Consider the following 20701-nt stretch of genomic DNA (forward strand, 5'->3'; position numbering starts at 1 on the left):
CTTTAAATTGCGCCATGCGCTTTATCCATATGGCTAAGATGGCTATTGCCCTATAAGCCCAAGGCCCAGGCAATATGCTCTCGAAGCACCTCGCTGGGGTGGTCCGCACGAGACCTTAGCGTGACGCACAGCGCCTCATCCTCGACTGGATTTTCTTTCTGCCGAGCGTTGCCTAAAGCGACGGCGATATTGCGCAACCAGCGCTCATGACCGATGCGTCGAATCGGGCTGCCCTCAGTGAATCGCAAAAACTCCTCTTCCGTCCAGGCAAACAGGGTGGCCAACTGGCTGCCAGCCAGGCCCTTGCGCTCATCAAAATCCGGCAAGGCGCTGCGTTGGGCAAACTTGTTCCACGGGCAAATCAGCTGGCAATCATCACAACCGTAGATGCGGTTGCCGATCAAAGGACGCAGCTCCAAGGGAATCGGCCCGGCGTGCTCAATCGTCAGGTACGAAATGCAGCGCCGCGCATCCAACCGGTGCGGCGCCACAATGGCCTGGGTCGGGCAAATGTCAATGCAAGCGGTGCAGCTGCCGCAATGCGCGGCCACCGGTTCACTCAATGGCAAAGCCAGATCCACGTAAATTTCACCCAAAAAGAACGTCGAGCCGGCGTCTCGGCTCAGTAGCAACGTGTGCTTGCCTCGCCACCCCTGACCGCTGCGGGCGGCCAGTTCCGCCTCCAGCACCGGGGCGGAATCAGTGAACACGCGATGGCCAAACGGCCCAAGCAATTCGGCGATGCGGTCACTCAGCTTTTGCAATCGCGCACGCAAGACCTTGTGATAGTCTCGGCCACGGGCGTACACCGACACAATGCCCTCGGTGGGACGTTGCAAACGATCGAACTCAACCGTCGGCCAGTTGTCCGGGGTGGACGCCGGAAGGTAGTCCATTCGGGCAGTGATGACGCTGACAGTGCCTGGAACCAATTCGGCCGGCCTGGCCCGTTTGAGGCCATGCGACGCCATGTAACCCATGTCACCATGAAAGCCGCGCTCCAACCACGCTGATAATCCGGCTTCAGACGAGGACAAATCGACACCGGCAACGCCAATTTGGGAGAATCCCAGTTCACGGGCCCACATCTGAATTTTGGAGACCAATTGACTGCTGTTGATATGAGGAATGGGAGTGGTCACACCCCGATTGTAAAAAGCCTGCTCTGGTCGGACGAGATTGCCACGCAATTGTTTGCATCGGCCCTGGCGAGCCAACCGGCCCTGCGCCATGCATTCATCGAATTGCACGGTGATCTGGGCGCGGGGAAAACCACATTGGTGCGTCATATTCTGCGTGCCTTGGGTATTCAGGGCCGAGTCAAAAGTCCCACCTATGCGGTGGTAGAGCCGTATGAACTGCCGGATCTCAATATCTGGCATTTCGACTTCTATCGGTTCAACGACCCCAGGGAATGGGAAGACGCAGGATTTCGGGATATTTTTGCCAGCCCCGGCTTAAAGCTTGCCGAGTGGCCTGAAAAGGCAACCGGTTTCATTCCTCGGGCAGACTTGGTCATCCACCTCGAAGCCCTGGAGGACGAGTCTCGCCAAGTCACGCTGACGGGGAAAACCGCCACTGGACTCGCACTTCTGCGAGCCGTCAGCACCCGACTGGCGCCACTTGACCGGGAGGACGCAGCATGAAGCGGCGCAGCGTACTGCAATCAGGTGCCTTGGCGCTCTTGCTGGGCGTCCAGCACATCGCCCGGGGTGCCACCATCCTGGCCGTGCGGGTTTGGCCCTCACCCGATTACTCACGCGTGACGCTGGAGTCTGACACTGAGCTAAAAGCCAAACAATTTTTCGTCGGCAGCCCCCCCCGGTTGGCCATCGACATAGAGGGCTTGGACCTCAATCCCGCGCTCAAAGAGCTGGTTGGCAAAGTGCGCGCTGACGACCCGACGATTGCCGGCATTCGCGTAGGTCAATTTGCGCCCGGCGTGGTTCGCTTGGTGTTTGACCTCAAACAAGTGGCCACCCCCCAAGTCTTCACCCTGACCCCGATTGCTGCTTACCAGCACCGCATGGTGTTTGACCTCTACCCCACGCAGGTCATTGATCCGCTGGAGGCCTTGATCAGTGAACGCTTCACCACACCTTCGGGACCACCGGTCGCGGACTTGAACGACCCGCTCGCGGATCTGATTGCCAAGCAGGTCAATAGACCCAAAGCCAAGTCCGCTCCTGAATCCATAGCTGCTCCCCCAGAACCGACGTTGGCTACGAAGCCAAACAGCTCCAAAGTAGCGGTCGCCCCCCTGACCGGAAAATCGAACGCAGATGAAACCGACCGACTGATCATCATTGCGCTCGACCCTGGCCATGGTGGCGAAGACCCGGGCGCCATTGGCCCAGGCGGCACGCGGGAGAAAGATGTGGTGCTGCGGTTGGCCCATCGCCTGCGGGAGCGTATTAACGCGGGCTCCGTCAATGGCAATCCCATGCGGGCCTATCTGACCCGGGACGCCGACTTCTTTGTGCCACTTCAGGTGCGGGTTCAAAAGGCCCAACGTGTGCAAGCAGACTTGTTTGTGAGCCTTCACGCCGACGCGTTCTACACCCCTCGCCCCCAAGGCGCCAGCGTTTTCGCGCTCAGCCAAGGCGGTGCATCCAGCACCGCCGCACGCTGGATGGCAGCCAAAGAAAACAAGGCCGATCAAATTGGCGGCTTGAATGTCACCGCCAAGGATTCCCAGGTCCGACGTGCTTTGTTTGATATGAGCACAACCGCTCAAATTAACGACAGCCTCAAGCTCGGTAGCGCTATGTTGGGTGAAATGAAACGGGTTGGGAAACTACACAAGCCCCGGGTGGAGCAGGCCGGTTTTGCCGTGCTCAAAGCACCCGACATTCCCAGCGTGCTGGTAGAGGCCGCGTTTATCAGCAACCCGGAAGAGGAAGCCAACCTCAACAGCGACGCGTATCTCGACCGCCTGTCTTTGGCGTTAATGCGCGGCATTGAAGGTTATTTCGCCAAGAACCCTCCACTGGCCCGCAACCGGTCTGTGTAGCTGCTGATTTCAGCAACCTAGGGGAACCACTTATATAGATCAATGGTTTAGCGCGGACAATGCGACGTTTTTTACACTTTTACAAAGTGTCTCAATTTGAGAAAGAACGATGACTGACCAAACACTAGACTTGACCGCCGCCATTTTTGCCAAGACGTCTCTTGGACAGCAGGAGATCCAGAGCCGGTCTCTGGGCCTGTCTGTGTTGGTTCGCCGGATTCTGGTGCTCATTGATGGCAAGCGCAACGGTGTCGAACTCGGTGGATTTGTACAGGGCCACGATATCTCGGCCATCATCAGCGAGTTAATGGGCCATGGTTGCATTGATGCCACGGCCCCAGCGCCGCACGCCGCCGAACCCGAAGCAGTCGCGCCGAAAGCCAAGAAACCAGATGGCACCAGCGTGTCCAGCCTGCCCCCTCACGAGACCCGCACCGCCAAAGACCTGGAGATGGCTCGCAACTTCATGACCAATTCGGTGAACAACATGTTTGGCCAGCACACCCGCCTGACATTGATTGAAGCCATCTTCAAATGTGACAGCAGCGCGGCTTTACGAGAGGTCTATCCGGCCTGGGTCGAAACCATGTCTGGCAGTGCCATTGGGACACGACGCCTTCCCGAACTTCAACAAAAAACTATTCTCCGTCCTCTAAGCTTGTCCACCCCAAGTGATTTGGCGGGTAGCGCGGTGGCGGCTCGCCTCGATCAGGCTGGCGTTGGGATCGTCGGTTGAGGTCATCCATGCCAAGGCTTCTTCGCGGGTTCGCCCGTAGCGCATGTGACGGTGCAGCAAGCGGTCTCGACGAAGCGGCTCCTCGACGTCAAGGTACCAAACCTCGTTCAATACGCCGCGAACCTCAGCCCAAGGCCCCTCGTCCAGCAGCAGGTAATTCCCCTCAACAATGATCAAGGGGGTTTCGGCGAATACGGGTATGGCCCCCGCCACTCCCTCCTCCAGGTCACGCCGAAAATCCGGGGCATAAATCATCTCTCCAGGGGCTTGAGATCGAATGCGATGCAACAGGCTCAAAAAACCACTGGCATCAAACGTATCTGCAGCGCCCTTTCTACCGGAGCGACCCAAACGGGCCAACTCCACATTGGCCAGATGAAAACCATCCATGGGCACGATTTGGCTTTGCAATGGAAAGGCCGCATGCACGGCTTGCGCCAAAGTCGACTTGCCCGCCCCCGGCGGCGCAACCAGACCCAGAATGACGCGTTCGCTGGCTGAGGCCCACTGTGCCAACAGTGAACGGCAGGTCTCAGGCAAGACCACCACGTCATTCACAGGGACGCGCCTGCCAATTCAGTAGCGTCCTGAGTGAACTCACTGACCGTGGCCGACCGTCGCGCCTGAACTTCGGCACGTGTCGGGGGCACGCAACCGCGCTGCATGATGCACAGACTGGCGCTGGCCACCGCCCTTGACAATAGATCTTGGGCCAATGAAGCCTCAACTTGCGCCTCACCCCAGTTGGATGCCAAACCGTTGTCCAGCAGCGCTGCCACCAGCCCCGCCAGAAAGCAGTCACCAGCCCCCACTGTGTCCACCACAACCACCGGCTGGCTTTCACGGGCGTGAAAGACCCGCCCTGAGCGCGTCAAAAGTGTGGCGCCGTCAGGCCCGCGGGTCAGAGCCAGGCAGGCGGCCTGACTGTTGCGCAGCAAATGAGCGGCCTGCTCCAATGCCGTGGAACCGGGAATATCCAGGCACGCCAGATCCTCGTCGCTGGCCTTGATCACATCGGCATACTGCAAAGCCGCCAGCACATGCTTTCGGTAAGCGGGCAGGTCCGGCATCACGGATGGTCGCAAATTGGCGTCGATAACCACGGTGCGCCTGGCCTCGCGTTGGCTCGCCAACCACGGCAGGTAGGTTTGGGCATCGTCGGGCGACAGTGCCAGGGCACCCGTGCACACCAGAGACAAGGTGCTGGACTGCGCGCAAGCTGCCGTCAAGGCCGCCGCCGTCGTCGCCCGGTCCGCCACACCTTCCCTGTAGAAGGAGTAGTCAGGGTGCCCCTGGTCATCAACACCGACCACCGCCAGGGAGGTGACTTGCTGAACTGGCTCGGGTATGGCCAATTGCACGCCGTCATCTGCCAACCCTTGCGCCAGTTGCCGTCCAAATCGGTCACGCGACAAGGGGTTGAGATACAGCGTGCCAACACCTTGCCGTGCCAAGGCGCGCGTCAAGTTGTAAACCGCGCCGCCAAGGCATGGCTGGAGCAAACCAGCGTCATTGCGGATCAAATCGATCAAGGCTTCGCCTGCCGCGGCGACTTCGATTTTGGTATTTATTTGCATCATATTAGGGTAGTCACTAACTAAAGTAACTTGATTTAATAAGGAAATGCGAACTATAGTTCAAGCACGCTTTGTCGTAAAGCGTATTTACCCAGGGCACACCCCCACCCACCGATAACACGAAGGTCCGCCTTCAAAGGAGAACGAGCTTGAAAAAATCCACCACTCTGATTCTGAGCACTTTGGCACTGGCCATGAGTTCTGCGGCCTTCGCTGCGGGCGAGCCCATCATTGGCTTGATCACCAAAACAGAAACCAACCCCTTCTTCGTCAAGATGAAAGAAGGCGCACAGGCTGAAGCGAAAAAAATGGGCGCCACACTCATGACCGCGGCTGGCAAAGCAGACGGCGACACGATGGGGCAGATCACGGCTATTGAAAACATGGTGGCGGCGGGCGCCAAAACGATTCTGATCACCGCCAGCGGCGACGCAATCATTCCCACCGTGAAAAACGTGCAGGCCAAAGGCGTGCAGGTGATTGCCCTGGACAGCCCATTTGAAGGCGCTGACGCCCTGTTTGCCACCGACAACTACAAAGCCGGCGTGCTGATTGGCCAATACGCGAAAGCAGCCCTGGGCAACAAGCCCGCCAAGATCGCCATGTTGGACTTGTTTCCTGGTCACCCCGTGGGCGCACAGCGTCACAACGGCTTCATGACCGGATTCGGCCTGAAGGCGTTTGATGCCAAATCCAACGAACTCTCCAGCACCGCTGAAACAGTCTGCGCAGGTGACACCGACGGCAACCAGGCCAAAGGCTAAACCGCCATGGAAAACTGCCTGCAGAAAGACCCCAGCATCAATGTCCTGTACAACATCAATGAGCCCGCAGCTGCTGGCGCATTCAATGCACTGAAAAAGGCCGGCAAAGACAAGGGCGTGATCATTGTGTCTGTGGATGGCGGATGCCAGGGCATCAAGGACACAGCAGCAGGCATCATCACGGCTACCTCACAGCAATATCCTCTGAAAATGGCCGCAATGGGCGTCGCCGCAGGTGTTGAATACGCCAAAACCGATAAAAAAGCATCCGGCTATGTGGACACCGGCGTGACCCTGATCGCCGCAAAATCCATCGCGGGTGTGGACAGCAAAGACACCAAAGTCGGTATGGATCTGTGCTGGGGCACCAAGTAATCTGAGTTAGCGCGGGGTTCAGCTGGTCACCGGGCCGCTGAACCCTATTTCAATCATTCACACGGAGAGCGCCCATGTCCGCGACCCCATCCCGCCCGATACCCTGGGGCGCCCTGGGCCCCTGGTTGGCCCTATCGGCCACCTGCACGTTTTTTGCCACCCAATCCGACCGATTTTTAAGCGGCCAAAACCTGTCACTTGTCATGCAACAAGTGATGGTGGTGGGTGTGCTGGCCATCGGCCAAACCCTGATTATTCTGACTGCCGGCATTGATTTGTCGTGCGGCATGGTGATGGCGCTGGGCGGCGTGATCATGACTTCTTTTGCCGCCAATTACGGCATGAACACCTACCTGGCTATTTTGTGTGGTTTGGCAGCCACCACGGCTTTCCGCCTGATCAATGGCTTGTTGGTCACCCGCATCAGGCTACCCCCGTTCATTGTGACGTTGGGTACGCTGAATATCGCTTTCGCGATTACCCAGATTTACTCTGGTTCACAAACGATCACCAATTTGCCCACGGCAATGACCGCTTTGGGCAACACCTTCAATATGGGTTCCACAGAAGTCAGCTTTGGCACCGTCACCATGGTGGCACTCTATGGCCTAGCCTGGTTTGTGCTGCGCGACACGGCCCCCGGTCGTCACCTGTACGCGGTTGGCAACAACCCGGAAGCCTCACGCCTGACCGGCATCAACGTGGACCGGGTGCTGATCTCGGTCTACGCCCTGGCGGGCCTGTTCTATGGCATTGCCGCCCTGCTTTCCGTGGCACGAACCGGTGTGGATGACCCCAATGCCGGACAAACCGAAAATCTGGACGCCATCACCGCTGTCGTTCTGGGCGGCACCAGCCTGTTTGGCGGGCGCGACGTCATCATCGGCTCGCTCGTCGGTGCGGTCATCGTGGGTGTCTTTCGCAATGGTCTGACCCTGATGGGTGTGGCCTCGGTTTACCAAACACTGATCACCGGGATTTTGGTGATCCTAGCAGTCGCCGCTGACCAAATGTCTCGCAAGGGAGCACGTTAATGAACACCAATGCTTCAACCCCTCTCATCATGCAGGCCAAGGGCATTGTCAAACGTTATGGACAGGTCACAGCACTGGACGACACCGATTTTGAATTGCGTGCTGGCGAGATTCTGGCCGTCATTGGTGACAACGGCGCCGGCAAATCATCCCTGATCAAGGCCTTGTCAGGTGCGACCATTCCCGATGAAGGTGAGCTGTTCTTGGACGGCAAAGCGGTGCACTTCAAGTCGCCCATTGATGCGCGCCGCGCCGATATCGAAACGGTTTACCAAGATCTGGCCGTGGCACCTGCCATGAGCATTGCAGAAAACCTGTTCCTCGGGCGAGAGATCATTAAATCCAGCCCGTTGGGTCAGTTGCTGCGCTTGATCGACAAGAAAGAAATGCTCAAGCAGGCTGTCGCCCGAATGCAGGAACTGAAAGTGGGTATCCGCACCATGACCCAGCCCGTGGAAACCCTGTCAGGCGGACAGCGTCAGTGCGTGGCCGTGGCTCGCGCTGCAGCGTTTGCACAACACGTGGTCATCATGGACGAGCCCACCGCCGCGCTGGGGGTCAAAGAAGGAAGTATGGTTCTGGAACTCATCCGCCGCGTGCGCGACAAAGGCCTGCCTGTGATTTTGATCAGTCACAACATGCCGCACGTGTTTGAAATTGCGGACCGCATTCACATCCAGCGCCTGGGCAAACGGGCGGCGGTGGTGAACCCCAAAACCATCAGCATGAGCGACACCGTGGCAGTGATGACAGGCGCCAAATCGGTGGACGACCTGCCCGAGGACGCGCACGCTTGACACACCCATGCTGAAAGGAATTAACCCCCTACTCACCCCGGAGTTGCTCAAACTACTCATGGAAATGGGCCATGACGACGCTCTGGTGCTGGCCGATGCCAACTTCACCGCCATGAGCATTGCTGCCGGCAAGCCGGTTTTGCGACTGCCGGGAAGTTCAATGGCGCAGGTCGTCGAAGCGATCACGGCCCTGCGGCCACTGGCCGCAGATGTAGATCACCCCGTGGCCTACATGCAAGTCAGTGGTAGCGACAAGGGCTACCGATCTGGAGTGCAGAGGGACGTGATGGAGACCCTCACCCCTCAACTCCTTCCCACGCAAAGTGCCGAGGCAGTAGAACGATTCGCTTTCTACGACCGGGCCCGAGCGGCCTACGCCATCGTTCTGACCGGTGAGCGACAGCCGTTTGCAAACTTTATTCTGCGCAAGGGAGTGATCGGCGAAAATCTGCGCCCATGACACCTACCGCCACGCTTTCTGATACGCCGTCCCCCCAATTGCTGCGACCCCGTGGCTCTAACCATGTGGGTATGCGGCAATTCAATGAGCGCGTGGTGCTACAGGCCATCCGGCTCAATGGCAGCCTGGCCAAAGCCGAATTGGCCCGTCTGACCGGGCTGACGGCCCAAACCATTGGGTTGATCACCACCCGGCTGGTGGAGGATGACTTGGTGATCAAACACGACAAGGTGCGCGGCCGTATTGGGCAACCTTCAGTGCCGCTGGCATTGAACCCGGATGGTGCATTTTCCATGGGCATCAAGATTGGTCGCCGCAGTGCGGAATGGCTGCTGGTGGACTTCACGGGAGCCGTCTGCCAACGGCACACCTTGCACTACGATTTTCCCGTCGCCCATACCCTGTTGCCCGCCATAGGCGAACGATTGAACGCCATGCACAAGGCGCTGGGGCCTTTGAGCGACCGCTTGGTGGGCATCGGCGTCGCCGCACCTTTTCAAATGGGTGGCTGGCACAAGATGCTCGGCCTGTCTGATGCGGACTCCAGTGAATGGGATCAAATTGACCTTGGCGCCCAGATTCAAGCCATGACGGAGGTGCCTGTGAGCTTCGTCAGAGACACGTCGGGTGCCTGCATGGCCGAGCTGGTGGCAGGACGCGGGCGCGATTTAAAAAGCTTTCTTTACCTTTTTGTGGACACCTTTGTAGGTGGTGGGCTGGTGATCAACTCCCACCTTCATGTAGGCAGCCACGGCAACGCAGGGGCCGTAGCCTCTCTGCCCACCGCCATGACAAACGGTCCGTTGCCACCGCCGCAACTGGTGAGTCATACCTCCTTATGGGAGCTGGAACAACGTTTTCAGGCCCTCGGACTGGACCCCAGTGCGGCCTACGACGAGCGGGCGATGGCAGAGCCTTTTGCGACAGAAACCCAAGCCTGGCTGCAACAAGCCGCCCTCGCCCTGGCGCATTGCGTGGTCAGCGGCACGGCTTTTCTGGACATCAAAACGGTGGTAATTGACGGCTCGTTTTGCCGCGCCTTGCTCACTCAGTTGCTTGCAGTGACCGAGCAAGCGCTCAAAAGCTACAACTGGGAAGGACTCTGGCCAGTCAACCTGGTGGCCGGCAGCGTAGGCCCGGACGCGGGAGCCCTAGGCGGCGCGCTATTACCGTTGCACGGGAACTTTGCACCCGACCAAGACCTGTTCCTGAAGGTCGAGGCCTGAGGCCCGACGGCTACTTCAAACCTCGACCGGGCGGCGCTTGGCCTTCCAGGCGCCAAACATCACGATCAGGCCAGGCACCAAGATCATCGCCCAGATGATTTTGTCCAGGTTCGTTTTGACCCAGGGAATACTGCCCAAAAAGTAGCCTGCCGTGCAAATACTCAAGACCCAAATCAAGGCGCCAATCACGTTGTAAGAGGTGAACTTGACCCGCCCCATCGCGGCCACGCCGGCAACAAACGGCGCAAATGTTCGCAAAAAAGGCATGAACCGGGCCAGGATGATGGTGATGCCGCCGTAGCGCTCGTAAAAATCGTGTGCCCGGTTGAACGCGGCTTTATTGAACAGCCGGGAGCTTTCCCACTTGAACACCTTCGGCCCCAGATAACGCCCAATGGTGTAGTTGCATTGGTCGCCCAAAATAGCCGCGGCGATCAACACGCCACAGGCCAGCGGAAAACTCATCATGCCAGCACCACACAAGGCGCCAACAACAAACAACAGCGAGTCACCGGGCAAAAACGGCATGACAACCAGGCCTGTTTCCACGAAGACGATCAGGAACAGTAAGGCATAGACCCACATGCCGTAGCTCTGCACAAACACCTCGAGGTGCTTGTCCACATGCAAAATGAAGTCGATCAAAAAGGTAATGATTTCCATGGGGGCAGATTATCGCGCCCCAACGACCCGGCCAATGGCCATGGGGCGCCCGCATCCCCAAGGTGCGGTGGGATTAGCTGAAGTCGTCGAGATCACCAAATTGAGACTGTGCCTGGGCCCACCCCTCCAAACCCGCCGAATGACTCAACACCAACCGACCTGATCGCACACCGGTCACCAATGGCTCATTCGCTGTCGCCTGGAGTTCAGGCAGTGATGAGGCGCCCGCACTCAATACGCCGATCCAGCCATTGCGCCCCCCTTTTTTAATCGCGTAGAGGCAGGCATCCGCCAACCTCACCGCAGCATCCCACGCCAGAGCGCGGGGATAGTCGGGGCTCAGCGGAAAGCAGGAGAACCCGACTGAACAGGTTTTGGTCAATGGTGTTCCGTCATCCAGCACAAAAGGCAATTCACCAACGGCCGCGCAAGCCCTCTCCGCCAATTCAATGGCATGGGCTCGTGCGGTCGCCCGGGCCACGACAAGGAACTCTTCCCCTCCCCAGCGCACCAGAAAATCGCTGTCGCGAAACACTCTGAGCAGACGGCTGCGCATTTGCTTGATCACCGCGTCGCCCGCTGCGTGTCCATATTGGTCATTCACCTCCTTGAAGTGGTCAATATCGAACATGAAGAAAATCAAATCCACTGGAGCCGCAACCTGAGCACCATGTTGCAAATGGTGTTCATGGGAGCGAACCACCAGAGCGACCTCGGCGTCAATGTGTTGGGCCAAAAACCGGCGGTTTCTCAGGCCCGTCAGTGGATCGGTGAGGCTGGACTCGTGCAACGCCGCGGACTCCCGCTGCAAAGCCAGTGTCAAGTCTTGCAGCTCTGCGGTGCGTTCCCTCACCCTGGCCTCCAGTTCCAACTGAACGCGCCGCAAATGACGGGTGCGAACATGAACCACCCCGCCCAGCAGGCCCAGCCCCAAAAGCGTGGCCAACAGGCGAAACCACCATTGCTGCCACCAGGCGGGAAGCACCTGAACCTCAATTCGCAACTCATTCGAGCTCCAAACCCCACTGCGGTTCGTGGCCTTGACCTGCAGCACGTAGTGACCTGGATCCAGGTTGCTGTAACTGGCGATACGGGAACTGGCGTCGCGGGTGATCCAGTACGGGTCAAACCCCTCCAAGCGATAGGCGTAACGAATTCGATTCGGATCACTGAAATCAAGCGCCGAAAATTCAACGCCAAAGCTGCGTTGTTCAGGCGGGACTTGCAAGCCCTTGAGGACCTGCCCCGCCTTTTGCGCCCTGCCATTGGCATACAACTCGGACACCACCAGCCGCGGCGCAAAGTCAGACACGTCAAACGCCTCTGGTTTGACCACCAAAATTCCCTTGCTCCCGCCAAAGAGCATTCGCCCGTCCGAGGTTTTGTCATAGGACATGAACCAGCCCGTGCCCAAGTCCGCCCCGTCCACAGCCGTGAGCTCGCTCATGCGATCTGCCTTGGGGTCATAAACGTACATTTGCGTCCAGATGCGCCCTCGCCCGTCCTCCAGCAAATTGGCGCCAAACGGGCGGTTGAGAATGCCATGGCGTTCACTGATGCGGTCAAAACGGGCCGTCTGACCGTCCCAACTGTTCATGCGGTGCAAGCCTGCCACGCCAGTGTCGATCCACAAGGTGTGCTGGCGGTCAAACAAAAGACCTGCCACGCTCGGGTTGCCCAAGCCTTCGCCAGCCTGCGCAACAACAGGTGTTGCCGCGCGGTCACCTGGTGCAATTCGAAACAGACCTTTCTCCCCACCGACCCAAACACTCTGGTCCGGCGCCTCGGCCAGGGCATGAATTCCGCCATCCAGGCGGGCGACACCCGCTTTCAGCGTCACCCGAACCAATGAACGGATACCCGGTCGAAAGACATAGAGCCCATCGGCCGTTCCGATCCAAAGCATTCCATTGCTGGTGGCCAACATGCGGCGAATCTCGCCGACCCCGGTATGCAAGGTGCTGAGCAGTTGTCGATTGCGCCCGTACTCAAAGAGCTGCGTCGCGGTGCCCAGCCACACTGAGCCATTTCGGGTTTGAGCCATTGCGTTGACCATGGCCGTCGACCCGTCGGCACTGGCGGCGGGCACTCCGGCTCGGTGAACTCGCGAACCCCTGATCGGGGGAGCCACCTCCCCAATGACCCGCAACCGGCTGTCCATGACCGCCGCCCCACCCCGGTGCGAAGCGGCCCAGATTTCACCGTTGTCGACTTGCAGCAGACTCCGCACGCTGGGCCCATCCAGGCGACTCCCCAGCGTCAAGTCGGCGCCGCGCAGCCAAATGCTGAGGTTATTCGGGTTGTGGCGCTGCAACCCCAAACCAAAACCACCGACCCAGATCCAGCCGGCCTGGTCCCGCACCAACGTGGTCACTTCATTGCCGGCCAGCCCCGATCGTTGCCGAATGTCATGTTTAAGTTGGCTGACCAGCACCAGCGACGGGTCGTAAATCTCAATCCCATCGGAGCGCCCCACCCACATGCCTCGCCCTGGGACCTCCACAAAACTGGACACGGCGTTGACCGAGGGTGCAGCTAAGTGCTTTGACCCCAGCAGCACCTCACCTTTCAGGGTGAGTGGATCAATGACCATGACACGCCCTTGCTGCGTGCCCGCCCAAATCCGGCCGTCGGCACTTTGGTAGAGGGCCTGAACCAACTGCCCGACCAGCGGGGCTATACCAGCGGAGAGCACGGGCTCAAACACCTCACTCCCACGTTTGAGCCGGCTCAAACCCGCCCAGGTGCCCACCCAAAGCGTGCCTTCCGAGTCCATCAGCAGGGCTTGCACACGGTCATCGGGCAAGCTGCCGGGCTGTGAGGAGTGCCGATAGGTGGTGAAAGTGCCGCGAACGGGGTCTAAGCGGGCCACCCCCCCGCCGACGCTGCCCACCCAAATGCTGCCGTCCTGGTCCTCGGCCAAGGCACGCACTGTCGGGACCGCGACGCCATTGGCGCCGCCCAGCCGATAGTCGGTCACTTGCTCCAGAACAGGGTCATAAACGGCCAGGCCGTCAGTCTCGGTGCCAATCCACAGTCGGCCGTCCCGGGCTGGCAACAAGGCACGGATCCAGCCCAGGTTGCGCCGGGTCGGCACCACGCTGTCGCGCTCCAGGGGTCGAAAACGGTAGCCGTCGTAGCGCACCAAGCCGTCCCCGGTGGCCACCCACAAGAATCCGGCCTTGTCCTGCGCCAGTGTGGGAACCACATCACGCGGAATGACGCCAGCCCCCACCGTCTCGAAACGCGGCACCGCCAAGGGATTTTGCGACATAAAGGCACGTGCTGGCTCGGCCGAAGCAGTCGTGCTGACCAGCAAGATGGCCAAGCTTAAAAACTGTAGTAACAAGCGCATGGCTTGATGCTAGCCCAGGTCGAGCCCAAAAACCATGCAGGTATGCACGATGTGAACTATGAAATTGCTATTAATTAAATAGCTTTTCACGCTGATCCAGCAAGGGGGCAAGCCAATTTTCATTCAAATTTTTGACCCAACACCCCGCAATTGACGCCTGCGCATCAAGTAGTACACCACTGGCACCACAAACATCGACAGCAGTGGTGCCGTCACCATGCCACCCACCATGGGCGCGGCAATGCGTTGCATCACCTCTGAGCCGGTTCCTGTGCCCCACATGATGGGCAGCAAGCCCGCCAGAATGACGGCCACCGTCATGGCCTTGGGCCGTACCCGCAGCACCGCCCCTTCGCGGATGGCGTCCAGCAAATCGGCTTCGGTGGTTTTGCCCTCCTCCAGGCGTTGCTGCCAAGCCTGCTTGAGGTAGAGCAGCATGATGACGCCGAACTCGGCGGTCACCCCGGCCAAAGCGATGAAGCCGACCACACCCGCCACCGACAGGTTGTAGCCCAGCCCGTACAGCAGCCAAATTCCGCCAATCAGGGCAAACGGCAGGGTCAGCATGACCAGAAGTGCCTCGTCAAAGCGGGAGAAGGTCAGGTACAAAAGCACAAAAATGATGAGCAGTGTGAACGGCACTACCAGCTTGAGTTTGGCCGTGGCCCGCTCCAGAAACTCGAATTGGCCTGACCATGATACCGAGTAGCCCGGTGGCAACACCACCTGCTCGGCCACCGCGCTCTGCATCTCGCGCACGGCCGAACCCAGGTCTCGCCCGCGCAAATCCACGTAGACAAAACCGGCCAGGCGGGCGTTTTCACTGCGCAGCATGGGCGGGCCGTCGGTGATTTTGAGCGTGGCCACATCCGATAGCACCAGACGCTGGCCGCGCGGCGTGACGATGGGCAGGGCGCGCAGCTTGTCCAGCGAATCCCTGATTTCGCGCGGGTAGCGCACATTGATGGGGAAACGCTGCAAACCCTCCACGGTTTCGCCCACATTCATGCCCCCAATGGCTGAACTCACCACGGATTGAACATCGGCAATGTTGAGTCCGTAGCGGGACGCTTGTTCGCGATGAATGTCCACGTCAATGTAGCGCCCGCCATCCAGGCGCTCGGCAAAGGCACTGGTCACACCTGCTATGGGTTTGACCACGCGCTCCACCTCGGCTGTGAGGCGGTTGATGACGGCCAGGTCCGGCCCCAGCACCTTCACTCCCACCGGGCTTTTGATGCCCGTGGCCAACATGTCCAAGCGGTTGCGAATGGGGGGAATCCAGATGTTGGTCAGCCCCGGCACCCGCACCGTTTTGTCCAGCTCCTCGATCAGCTTGTCAGATGTCATTCCTGCACGCCATTGGTCTTGGGGTTTGAGCTGAATCGTGGTCTCAAACATCACCAGCGGCGCCGGGTCCGTGGCCGTCACCGCGCGCCCTGCTTTGCCGTAAACACTTTTCACCTCAGGCACGGTCTTGATGAGCCGGTCGGTTTGCTGCAGCAGCTCGGCGGCTTTGCCAGCCGACAGGCCAGGCAGCGCGGTGGGCATGTACAAGAGGTCACCTTCATCCAGCGGCGGCATGAATTCACTGCCAATGTGCTGCAACGGCCAGAAGCTGACCACCAGCGCAAGCAATGCCACCACCAGCGTGCTCTTGGGAAAGCGCAGCACGCCGTTCAACAGCGGCCGGTACAGGGCAATCAACCCCCGGTTGAGCGGGTTTTTTTGCTCGTCAGGAATGTGCCCGCGAATCAAATAGCCCATTAACACTGGAATCAAGGTGACAGACAGAATCGCCGCAGCGGCCATGGCGTAGGTTTTGGTGAAGGCAAGGGGCGAAAACATGCGCCCTTCCTGCGCTTCCAGCGTAAACACGGGCACAAACGACAAGGTAATGATGAGCAGTGAGAAAAACAAGGCCGGGCCCACTTCGGCCGCTGCATCGCCAATCACTCGCCAGCGGGCCTCGCCTTTGAGCGTGCCGTCGGGGTGTTCATGCGTCCACTTTTCCAGGTGTTTGTGGGCGTTCTCGATCATCACCACGGCGGCGTCCACCATGGCACCAATGGCGATGGCAATGCCGCCCAGCGACATGATGTTGGCATTCACCCCCTGCCACTGCATCACGATGAACGCCATCAAAATCCCTAGGGGCAAAGAAATGATGGCCACAAAGGCGGAGCGAAGGTGAAACAAAAACAGCGCGCAGACCACCGCTACCACCGCAAACTCCTCCAGCAACTTGGTGCTCAAGTTGGCAATCGCCCTCTCGATCAAGCTGCTTCGGTCATAGGTGGTGACGATCTCCACACCGGCTGGCAAGCTGCCCTGCAGGCTGGCCAGCTTGGCCTTGACGGCTTGAATGGTGGTGAGTGCGTTCTCGCCGGAACGCATCACAATGACACCGCCCACCGACTCGCCCTCGCCGTCCAGCTCGCCAATGCCACGGCGCATCTCCGGGCCCACTTGCACCCGGGCCACATCACCCAGAAGCACCGATACCCCCGCGTCTGTGGTCATCAGGGGAATAGCGCGAAAGTCATCCAGCGTTTTCAGGTAACCCGAGGCGCGCACCATGTACTCGGCCTCGCCCAGCTCCAGAACCCCGCCACCGGTTTCCTGGTTGGCCCGTTTGATGGCATCAATCACCTTGCCGTGGGGAATGCGGTAGGCCGCCAACTGCTCCGGGTCGAGCACCACCTGGTACTGGCGCACCATGCCGCCAATGGTGGCCACCTCGGCCACGCCAGGTACGGTTTTCAACTCAAACTTGAGAAACCAGTCTTGCAGCGTGCGCAGCTGTGACAGGTCTTGCTGGCCAGTTTTGTCCACCAGCGCGTACTGATAAATCCAGCCCACGCCGGTGGCATCCGGCCCAATGGCAGACGAGGCGCCAGGCGGCAGGCGAGACTGGGCCTGATTCAGGTACTCCAGCACCCGGGAGCGCGCCCAGTACAGGTCGGTGCCGTCTTTGAACAGAATGTAGACGTAACTGTCGCCAAAAAAAGAGTAACCCCGCACCACCTTGGCACCGGGCACCGACAGCATGGTGGTGGTCAGCGGGTAAGTCACCTGGTTTTCCACCAGTTGCGGCGCTTGGCCCGGCCAGCTGGTGCGAATGATGACCTGCACGTCGGACAGATCCGGCAGCGCATCCAGCGGCGTGCGAGACACCGCCACCACACCCCAGGCGGTGATCATCACGGTGGCTAACAGCACCAAAAAGCGGTTCAGAATCGACCATCGAATCAGTTTCGCAATCATGGGGCACCTGCCTTGCCGCTGGCCGCACGCAAACTCTCAATTTGCGGCCCGTCATCGCCCATGCTGAACTCAATGTCCACCTCGCTTCCTACTTTTATTGCCGATTTTGGCAAGGCCTTCAGGCTGGGGGCCAACTGAAACCCCATCGTCATGCCAGGCCACTTAAGGCTGTCAATCTCGGGGTGAGTGAGGGTCAGCACCGAGCCGTTCACGGCTTCAATCAAGGCCCGTGTCACATGCAATGAAGGCTTAGCGGCCTCCACCTTCGGACCCGTTCGGGCCTCAATGCCTTTGAGGCTGGCTTCTGAGTCGATCAGAAACTGGCCTGACAACACCACCTTTTGCCCGGCCTGCAAGCCACGCCGAATCTCAGTTTTTCCAGCGGTTTCCAGCCCCGTCTCGACCTCAACCGGGCGAAAGGCGCCATCGGCCTCAGCCACCATCACCACCACGCGCTGGCCGGTTCGAATCACCGCTTCACTGGGCACGAACAGGGTGTTGGCCTGGCCCGCCCCACTCAACGCCATCTGCACAAACATACCGGGCACCAGTTGCCCCCCAGGATTGCGCAAGACCATACGAACCTTGAAGGTGCGGGTGCTCGCATTCACCTCCGGCAACAGGGCCTGCACCTTTCCTTCAAAGGTGGTACCGGGCAACGCCGCACTGCGCGCCACCACCTTGGCCCCGACCCGCATCTGGGCCGCCTGGCTTTCAGGCACCTGCGCTTCGGCCCACACGCTGGAAAGCCCGTTGATGCGGGCCAGCAGCATGCCCGGCATCACGGTGCTGCCCTCTCGGGCGTTGAGTTCGGTCAGCACCCCGGCAATGGGCGCGGTCAATGTCAGGCGGGCCTGCACCACGCCGCTGCGCTCCACCAGAGCGATTTGGGCCTCGCTCATGCCACTTTGGCGCATGCGCTGGCGGGCCGCGTCTAGCAGTGGCGCCAGCCCCTGGCCTTGCATGCGGCGCACGGACAAATAGTCTTCCTGAGCCGCCACCCAGTCCGGCACATACACCTCAAACAGGGCTTGGCCCTTGCTGACTCGGTCCAGCGTGGCGCCCACATGGACCTTCTCAACATAGCCCATGGCACGAGCCTGCACCAAAGCCAGGTCGCGCTCGTTCCAGGCAATGGCGCCTGCGGCCAGCACCTCGGCACCCAAAGCGCCTTGCGTGACATCGCCGGTGCGCAGGCCTAGGTTTTGCTGAATGCGGGGGCTCACGCTGATGGTGCCGCTGTCCGCCCCGGCGGAGCCGGCGTAGGCAGGCACCAGCATCATGTCCATGAAGGGCGACTTCCCCGGCGCGTCAAACTTCTTTCCTGGCGTCATGGGGTCGTGGTAATACAACACCTCCCGGCCCGTCTCAGGGTCCACCTGACCTGCCTTGATACCGGTCTCCATGTGGCGTCGGGTGGCGGCCTCGCCTTGAGGAATGCCCCAGGTGGACGGGTCCACCATGGCAACCGCAGGCGCCGCACTTGGTGCGGTCGCAGGCATGGCGTCGGACGGCGACGCCGTGTGTTGCATGCCCTGTTGCATGCCCATTCGATACAAACCATAGCCAGCGGCAGACAACACGCCGGCGGCGACCAAACTGAGAGTGAGTGTTTTGGCGTTCATTGCGCGTACTCCTGGGCGGTCGTCTGAAGGGGGGGTGGGATCACGGCTGAGTTGCCGTCTGGCAGCAGGAACTCCAGCGAGGTCCACAAAGCGGCGGTTTGCATTTCGATGCGCAATCGCTCCACCTGCGTGTCAATCTCCATGCGCCGGGCCTCCAGCACACTGGTCAGAGGCAGCTTGCCGCCCCGGTAAGCAGCCAGCGCCGCTTGCGTGCGCTCACGCGCCAACACGATCAGGGTCTTGTCATAGTGCGTCAACCGGGTCAAGTTGCTTTGCCAACTGGCCAGCCAAGTCTGTGTTTGTGCCAAATGCGCGCGCGCCATTTCGTCACGTTCCGCCCTGATCTGTTCTACCTTGGCCAAACGGGCGCTCAGTTCCCGGTCTTGCCGGTTTTTTTGATCCCATTGCAAGGGGATCGACACGCCCACCGACACCATATTGGCGTAGGCGGGGCCACGTTGGCTGAACATCAAGGAGGCGCTCCAGTCCGCCCCTTTATCCTGTCGCGCGTTGTCCGCTTCAGCTTGGGCCAGCGCCTGGCGGCTGCTCAGCACCCCAAGGTCAGGGTGACGCTCGAGCTGATGCGCGGGCGCTTCATTGGTGTAGCGGGTGCGCGCCAGCGAAGGGGCGTCGCCCAAGGGCGCGTCTGCCAAAGTGCCCACCCAGCGCGCCAAGATGCTGCGGGCATTAGCGACGCGGGTGCGGGCCTCAACAATGCGATCGTCCAGACGGGCCACCGATGACTGCGCCGCCCACACATCAGTTTGCATGCCCCGGCCTGAGCGGTAGGCCGTTTCTGCGGCCTCTATTTGCAGAGAAGTTTCTTCGCGTTGCTGATTGAGCAGATCCAACATTTGTTGTTGGTAGTGCTGGTCAAACCAGGCCAGTGCCGTTTGCTGGCGCAACTCACTCAAGCGCAGGACGCGCAGGGCCAGCGCGGCGTCGCTCTCGCGCTCCAACCGGGCGCTGCGGGTCAGGCGCTTTTCCGCGCTGACAAAGGTCTGCGCAAAACCGACTGAGCGCATCGTCATTGCCTCGGCAGCCACGCTGAAGGCGTTTTTACCTTCAATGGGCAAGTTGTCCAGCGATAGACGCAATGTCGGGTCAGGCAAACGCCCGGCGGCCACCGCCGAATCTTGCGCGGATCGACTGGCCGCGTCTTGCGCGACCAGCGCTTGCGAGCGGGTTTCGGCTTCGCGCAGCGCCAGATCCAGCGTCAAAGGTGAAAGGTGCGTAGGCGCTTGTGCCAAGGCCCCGCCAAACAGGCCGGCACTCAACAACGCCGCCCCAGCAAGATGAAATACAAAAGGCATCAGCCCACTCCCCATGAGGTCGCCGCAGCCCATTCAAAGCCGCAGCACAAACGATCAGCGGTGGCCCGTCATGCCCAACAGGCACAACCCGACCAACCACTAGCGGTTAAAAAGAACTCAGAGGAAAGACGGAGGCCGCCAGACGCCAGTCGCGTCTGTCGACAAAGCGAACGGCGGAGCGCTCGCACGCGGCGCCGACGCCGCAGGGGCTAGGGCAGGCAGGAGAAGATCGTTGGCCCCAGTCACCGTAGGTGAAGGGCAGGCCTGGCCTGTTTTGCACAACTGGCCGGTTTGGGCATGGGCGGCGGCATCATTGCAGCAATCATCCGCGTTGTCCGCCGTTGACATGACTTCTTCCATGGCGCATGGTGGTTCCAACAGACGCGTTCCCGCCATGCCTTGAAAGGCCAACGCAAAACACATCAGGAAAACCAGCAACGAACGCATGGCGGGATTCTAGTGGCACAAACTCCGCGCACGAGTCTCCTTAAAATAC

At 59.9% G+C, this 20701-nt stretch carries 16 protein-coding genes and 1 pseudogene; 8 read left to right on the forward strand and 9 right to left on the reverse strand.

The window, feature by feature from the left end:
• Nucleotides 1-50 precede the first annotated feature (50 nt).
• A complete protein-coding gene (queG, locus tag J8G15_RS07160) occupies nt 51-1088 on the reverse strand; it encodes a tRNA epoxyqueuosine(34) reductase QueG (protein ID WP_210547500.1) in 1038 nt (345 codons plus the stop codon).
• Between the two features lie 33 nt (nt 1089-1121).
• Here queG and tsaE point away from each other — a divergent pair, with 33 nt between their 5' ends.
• From tsaE to J8G15_RS07175, 3 genes are all read left to right on the forward strand, one after another.
• A complete protein-coding gene (tsaE, locus tag J8G15_RS07165; RefSeq protein WP_210547499.1) occupies nt 1122-1646 on the forward strand; it encodes a tRNA (adenosine(37)-N6)-threonylcarbamoyltransferase complex ATPase subunit type 1 TsaE in 525 nt (174 codons plus the stop codon).
• Complete coding sequence (locus J8G15_RS07170; protein ID WP_210546815.1) at nt 1643-3013, forward strand: N-acetylmuramoyl-L-alanine amidase; 1371 nt, start codon at nt 1643-1645, stop codon at nt 3011-3013. The genes tsaE and J8G15_RS07170 overlap by 4 nt, the downstream gene beginning before the upstream one ends.
• A gap of 109 nt (nt 3014-3122) precedes the next feature.
• Nucleotides 3123-3749, forward strand: coding sequence for a hypothetical protein (locus tag J8G15_RS07175; RefSeq protein ID WP_210546816.1), 627 nt, complete (start codon nt 3123-3125; stop codon nt 3747-3749).
• Here the strand turns inward: J8G15_RS07175 and J8G15_RS07180 are convergent.
• Together J8G15_RS07180 and J8G15_RS07185 are read right to left on the reverse strand one after the other, a co-directional pair.
• The gene (locus tag J8G15_RS07180; protein ID WP_370627510.1) at nt 3666-4307 is read right to left on the reverse strand and encodes a nucleoside/nucleotide kinase family protein; all 642 of its coding nucleotides are present in this window, start codon (nt 4305-4307) and stop codon (nt 3666-3668) included. The two genes, J8G15_RS07175 and J8G15_RS07180, sit on opposite strands and share 84 nt — an antisense overlap.
• Complete coding sequence (locus J8G15_RS07185) at nt 4304-5326, reverse strand: PfkB family carbohydrate kinase (protein ID WP_210546817.1); 1023 nt, start codon at nt 5324-5326, stop codon at nt 4304-4306. Before J8G15_RS07185 ends, J8G15_RS07180 begins: the two co-directional genes overlap by 4 nt.
• Before the next feature lie 194 nt (nt 5327-5520).
• On the opposite strand from J8G15_RS07185, the pseudogene J8G15_RS07190 reads away from it, so the two are divergent.
• From J8G15_RS07190 to J8G15_RS07210, 5 genes and pseudogenes are all read left to right on the forward strand, one after another.
• Nucleotides 5521-6465: pseudogene (locus tag J8G15_RS07190) on the forward strand (substrate-binding domain-containing protein).
• 74 nt (nt 6466-6539) lie between these two features.
• The gene (locus tag J8G15_RS07195) at nt 6540-7499 is read left to right on the forward strand and encodes an ABC transporter permease (RefSeq protein ID WP_210546818.1); all 960 of its coding nucleotides are present in this window, start codon (nt 6540-6542) and stop codon (nt 7497-7499) included.
• The gene (locus J8G15_RS07200) at nt 7499-8296 is read left to right on the forward strand and encodes an ATP-binding cassette domain-containing protein (RefSeq protein WP_210546819.1); all 798 of its coding nucleotides are present in this window, start codon (nt 7499-7501) and stop codon (nt 8294-8296) included. Before J8G15_RS07195 ends, J8G15_RS07200 begins: the two co-directional genes overlap by 1 nt.
• 7 nt (nt 8297-8303) lie before the next feature.
• A complete protein-coding gene (locus J8G15_RS07205) occupies nt 8304-8756 on the forward strand; it encodes an RbsD/FucU family protein (RefSeq protein ID WP_210546820.1) in 453 nt (150 codons plus the stop codon).
• Nucleotides 8753-9982 carry an ROK family transcriptional regulator gene (locus tag J8G15_RS07210; protein ID WP_210546821.1) on the forward strand — a complete coding sequence of 410 codons (1230 nt, stop codon included), beginning with the start codon at nt 8753-8755 and terminating at the stop codon, nt 9980-9982. The genes J8G15_RS07205 and J8G15_RS07210 overlap by 4 nt, the downstream gene beginning before the upstream one ends.
• A gap of 15 nt (nt 9983-9997) precedes the next feature.
• Here the strand turns inward: J8G15_RS07210 and J8G15_RS07215 are convergent, their stop codons facing one another.
• From J8G15_RS07215 to J8G15_RS07240, 6 genes are all read right to left on the reverse strand, one after another.
• Nucleotides 9998-10645 carry a DedA family protein gene (locus J8G15_RS07215; RefSeq protein ID WP_210546822.1) on the reverse strand — a complete coding sequence of 216 codons (648 nt, stop codon included), beginning with the start codon at nt 10643-10645 and terminating at the stop codon, nt 9998-10000.
• Between the two features lie 73 nt (nt 10646-10718).
• Nucleotides 10719-14000, reverse strand: coding sequence for a ligand-binding sensor domain-containing diguanylate cyclase (locus tag J8G15_RS07220; protein ID WP_210546823.1), 3282 nt, complete (start codon nt 13998-14000; stop codon nt 10719-10721).
• 123 nt (nt 14001-14123) lie between these two features.
• The gene (locus tag J8G15_RS07225) at nt 14124-17267 is read right to left on the reverse strand and encodes an efflux RND transporter permease subunit (RefSeq protein ID WP_210546824.1); all 3144 of its coding nucleotides are present in this window, start codon (nt 17265-17267) and stop codon (nt 14124-14126) included.
• Nucleotides 17264-18892 (reverse strand): efflux RND transporter periplasmic adaptor subunit, encoded by a 1629-nt coding sequence (locus tag J8G15_RS07230; protein WP_210546825.1) that lies wholly within the window; start codon nt 18890-18892, stop codon nt 17264-17266. Before J8G15_RS07230 ends, J8G15_RS07225 begins: the two co-directional genes overlap by 4 nt.
• A complete protein-coding gene (locus J8G15_RS07235; RefSeq protein WP_210546826.1) occupies nt 18889-20205 on the reverse strand; it encodes a TolC family protein in 1317 nt (438 codons plus the stop codon). The genes J8G15_RS07230 and J8G15_RS07235 overlap by 4 nt, the downstream gene beginning before the upstream one ends.
• A 117-nt stretch (nt 20206-20322) precedes the next feature.
• A complete protein-coding gene (locus J8G15_RS07240) occupies nt 20323-20652 on the reverse strand; it encodes a hypothetical protein (RefSeq protein ID WP_210546827.1) in 330 nt (109 codons plus the stop codon).
• Between the last annotated feature and the right edge of the window lie 49 nt (nt 20653-20701).

The sequence above is a fragment of the Rhodoferax sp. PAMC 29310 genome (assembly GCF_017948265.1).
Lineage (GTDB): Bacteria > Pseudomonadota > Gammaproteobacteria > Burkholderiales > Burkholderiaceae_C > Rhodoferax.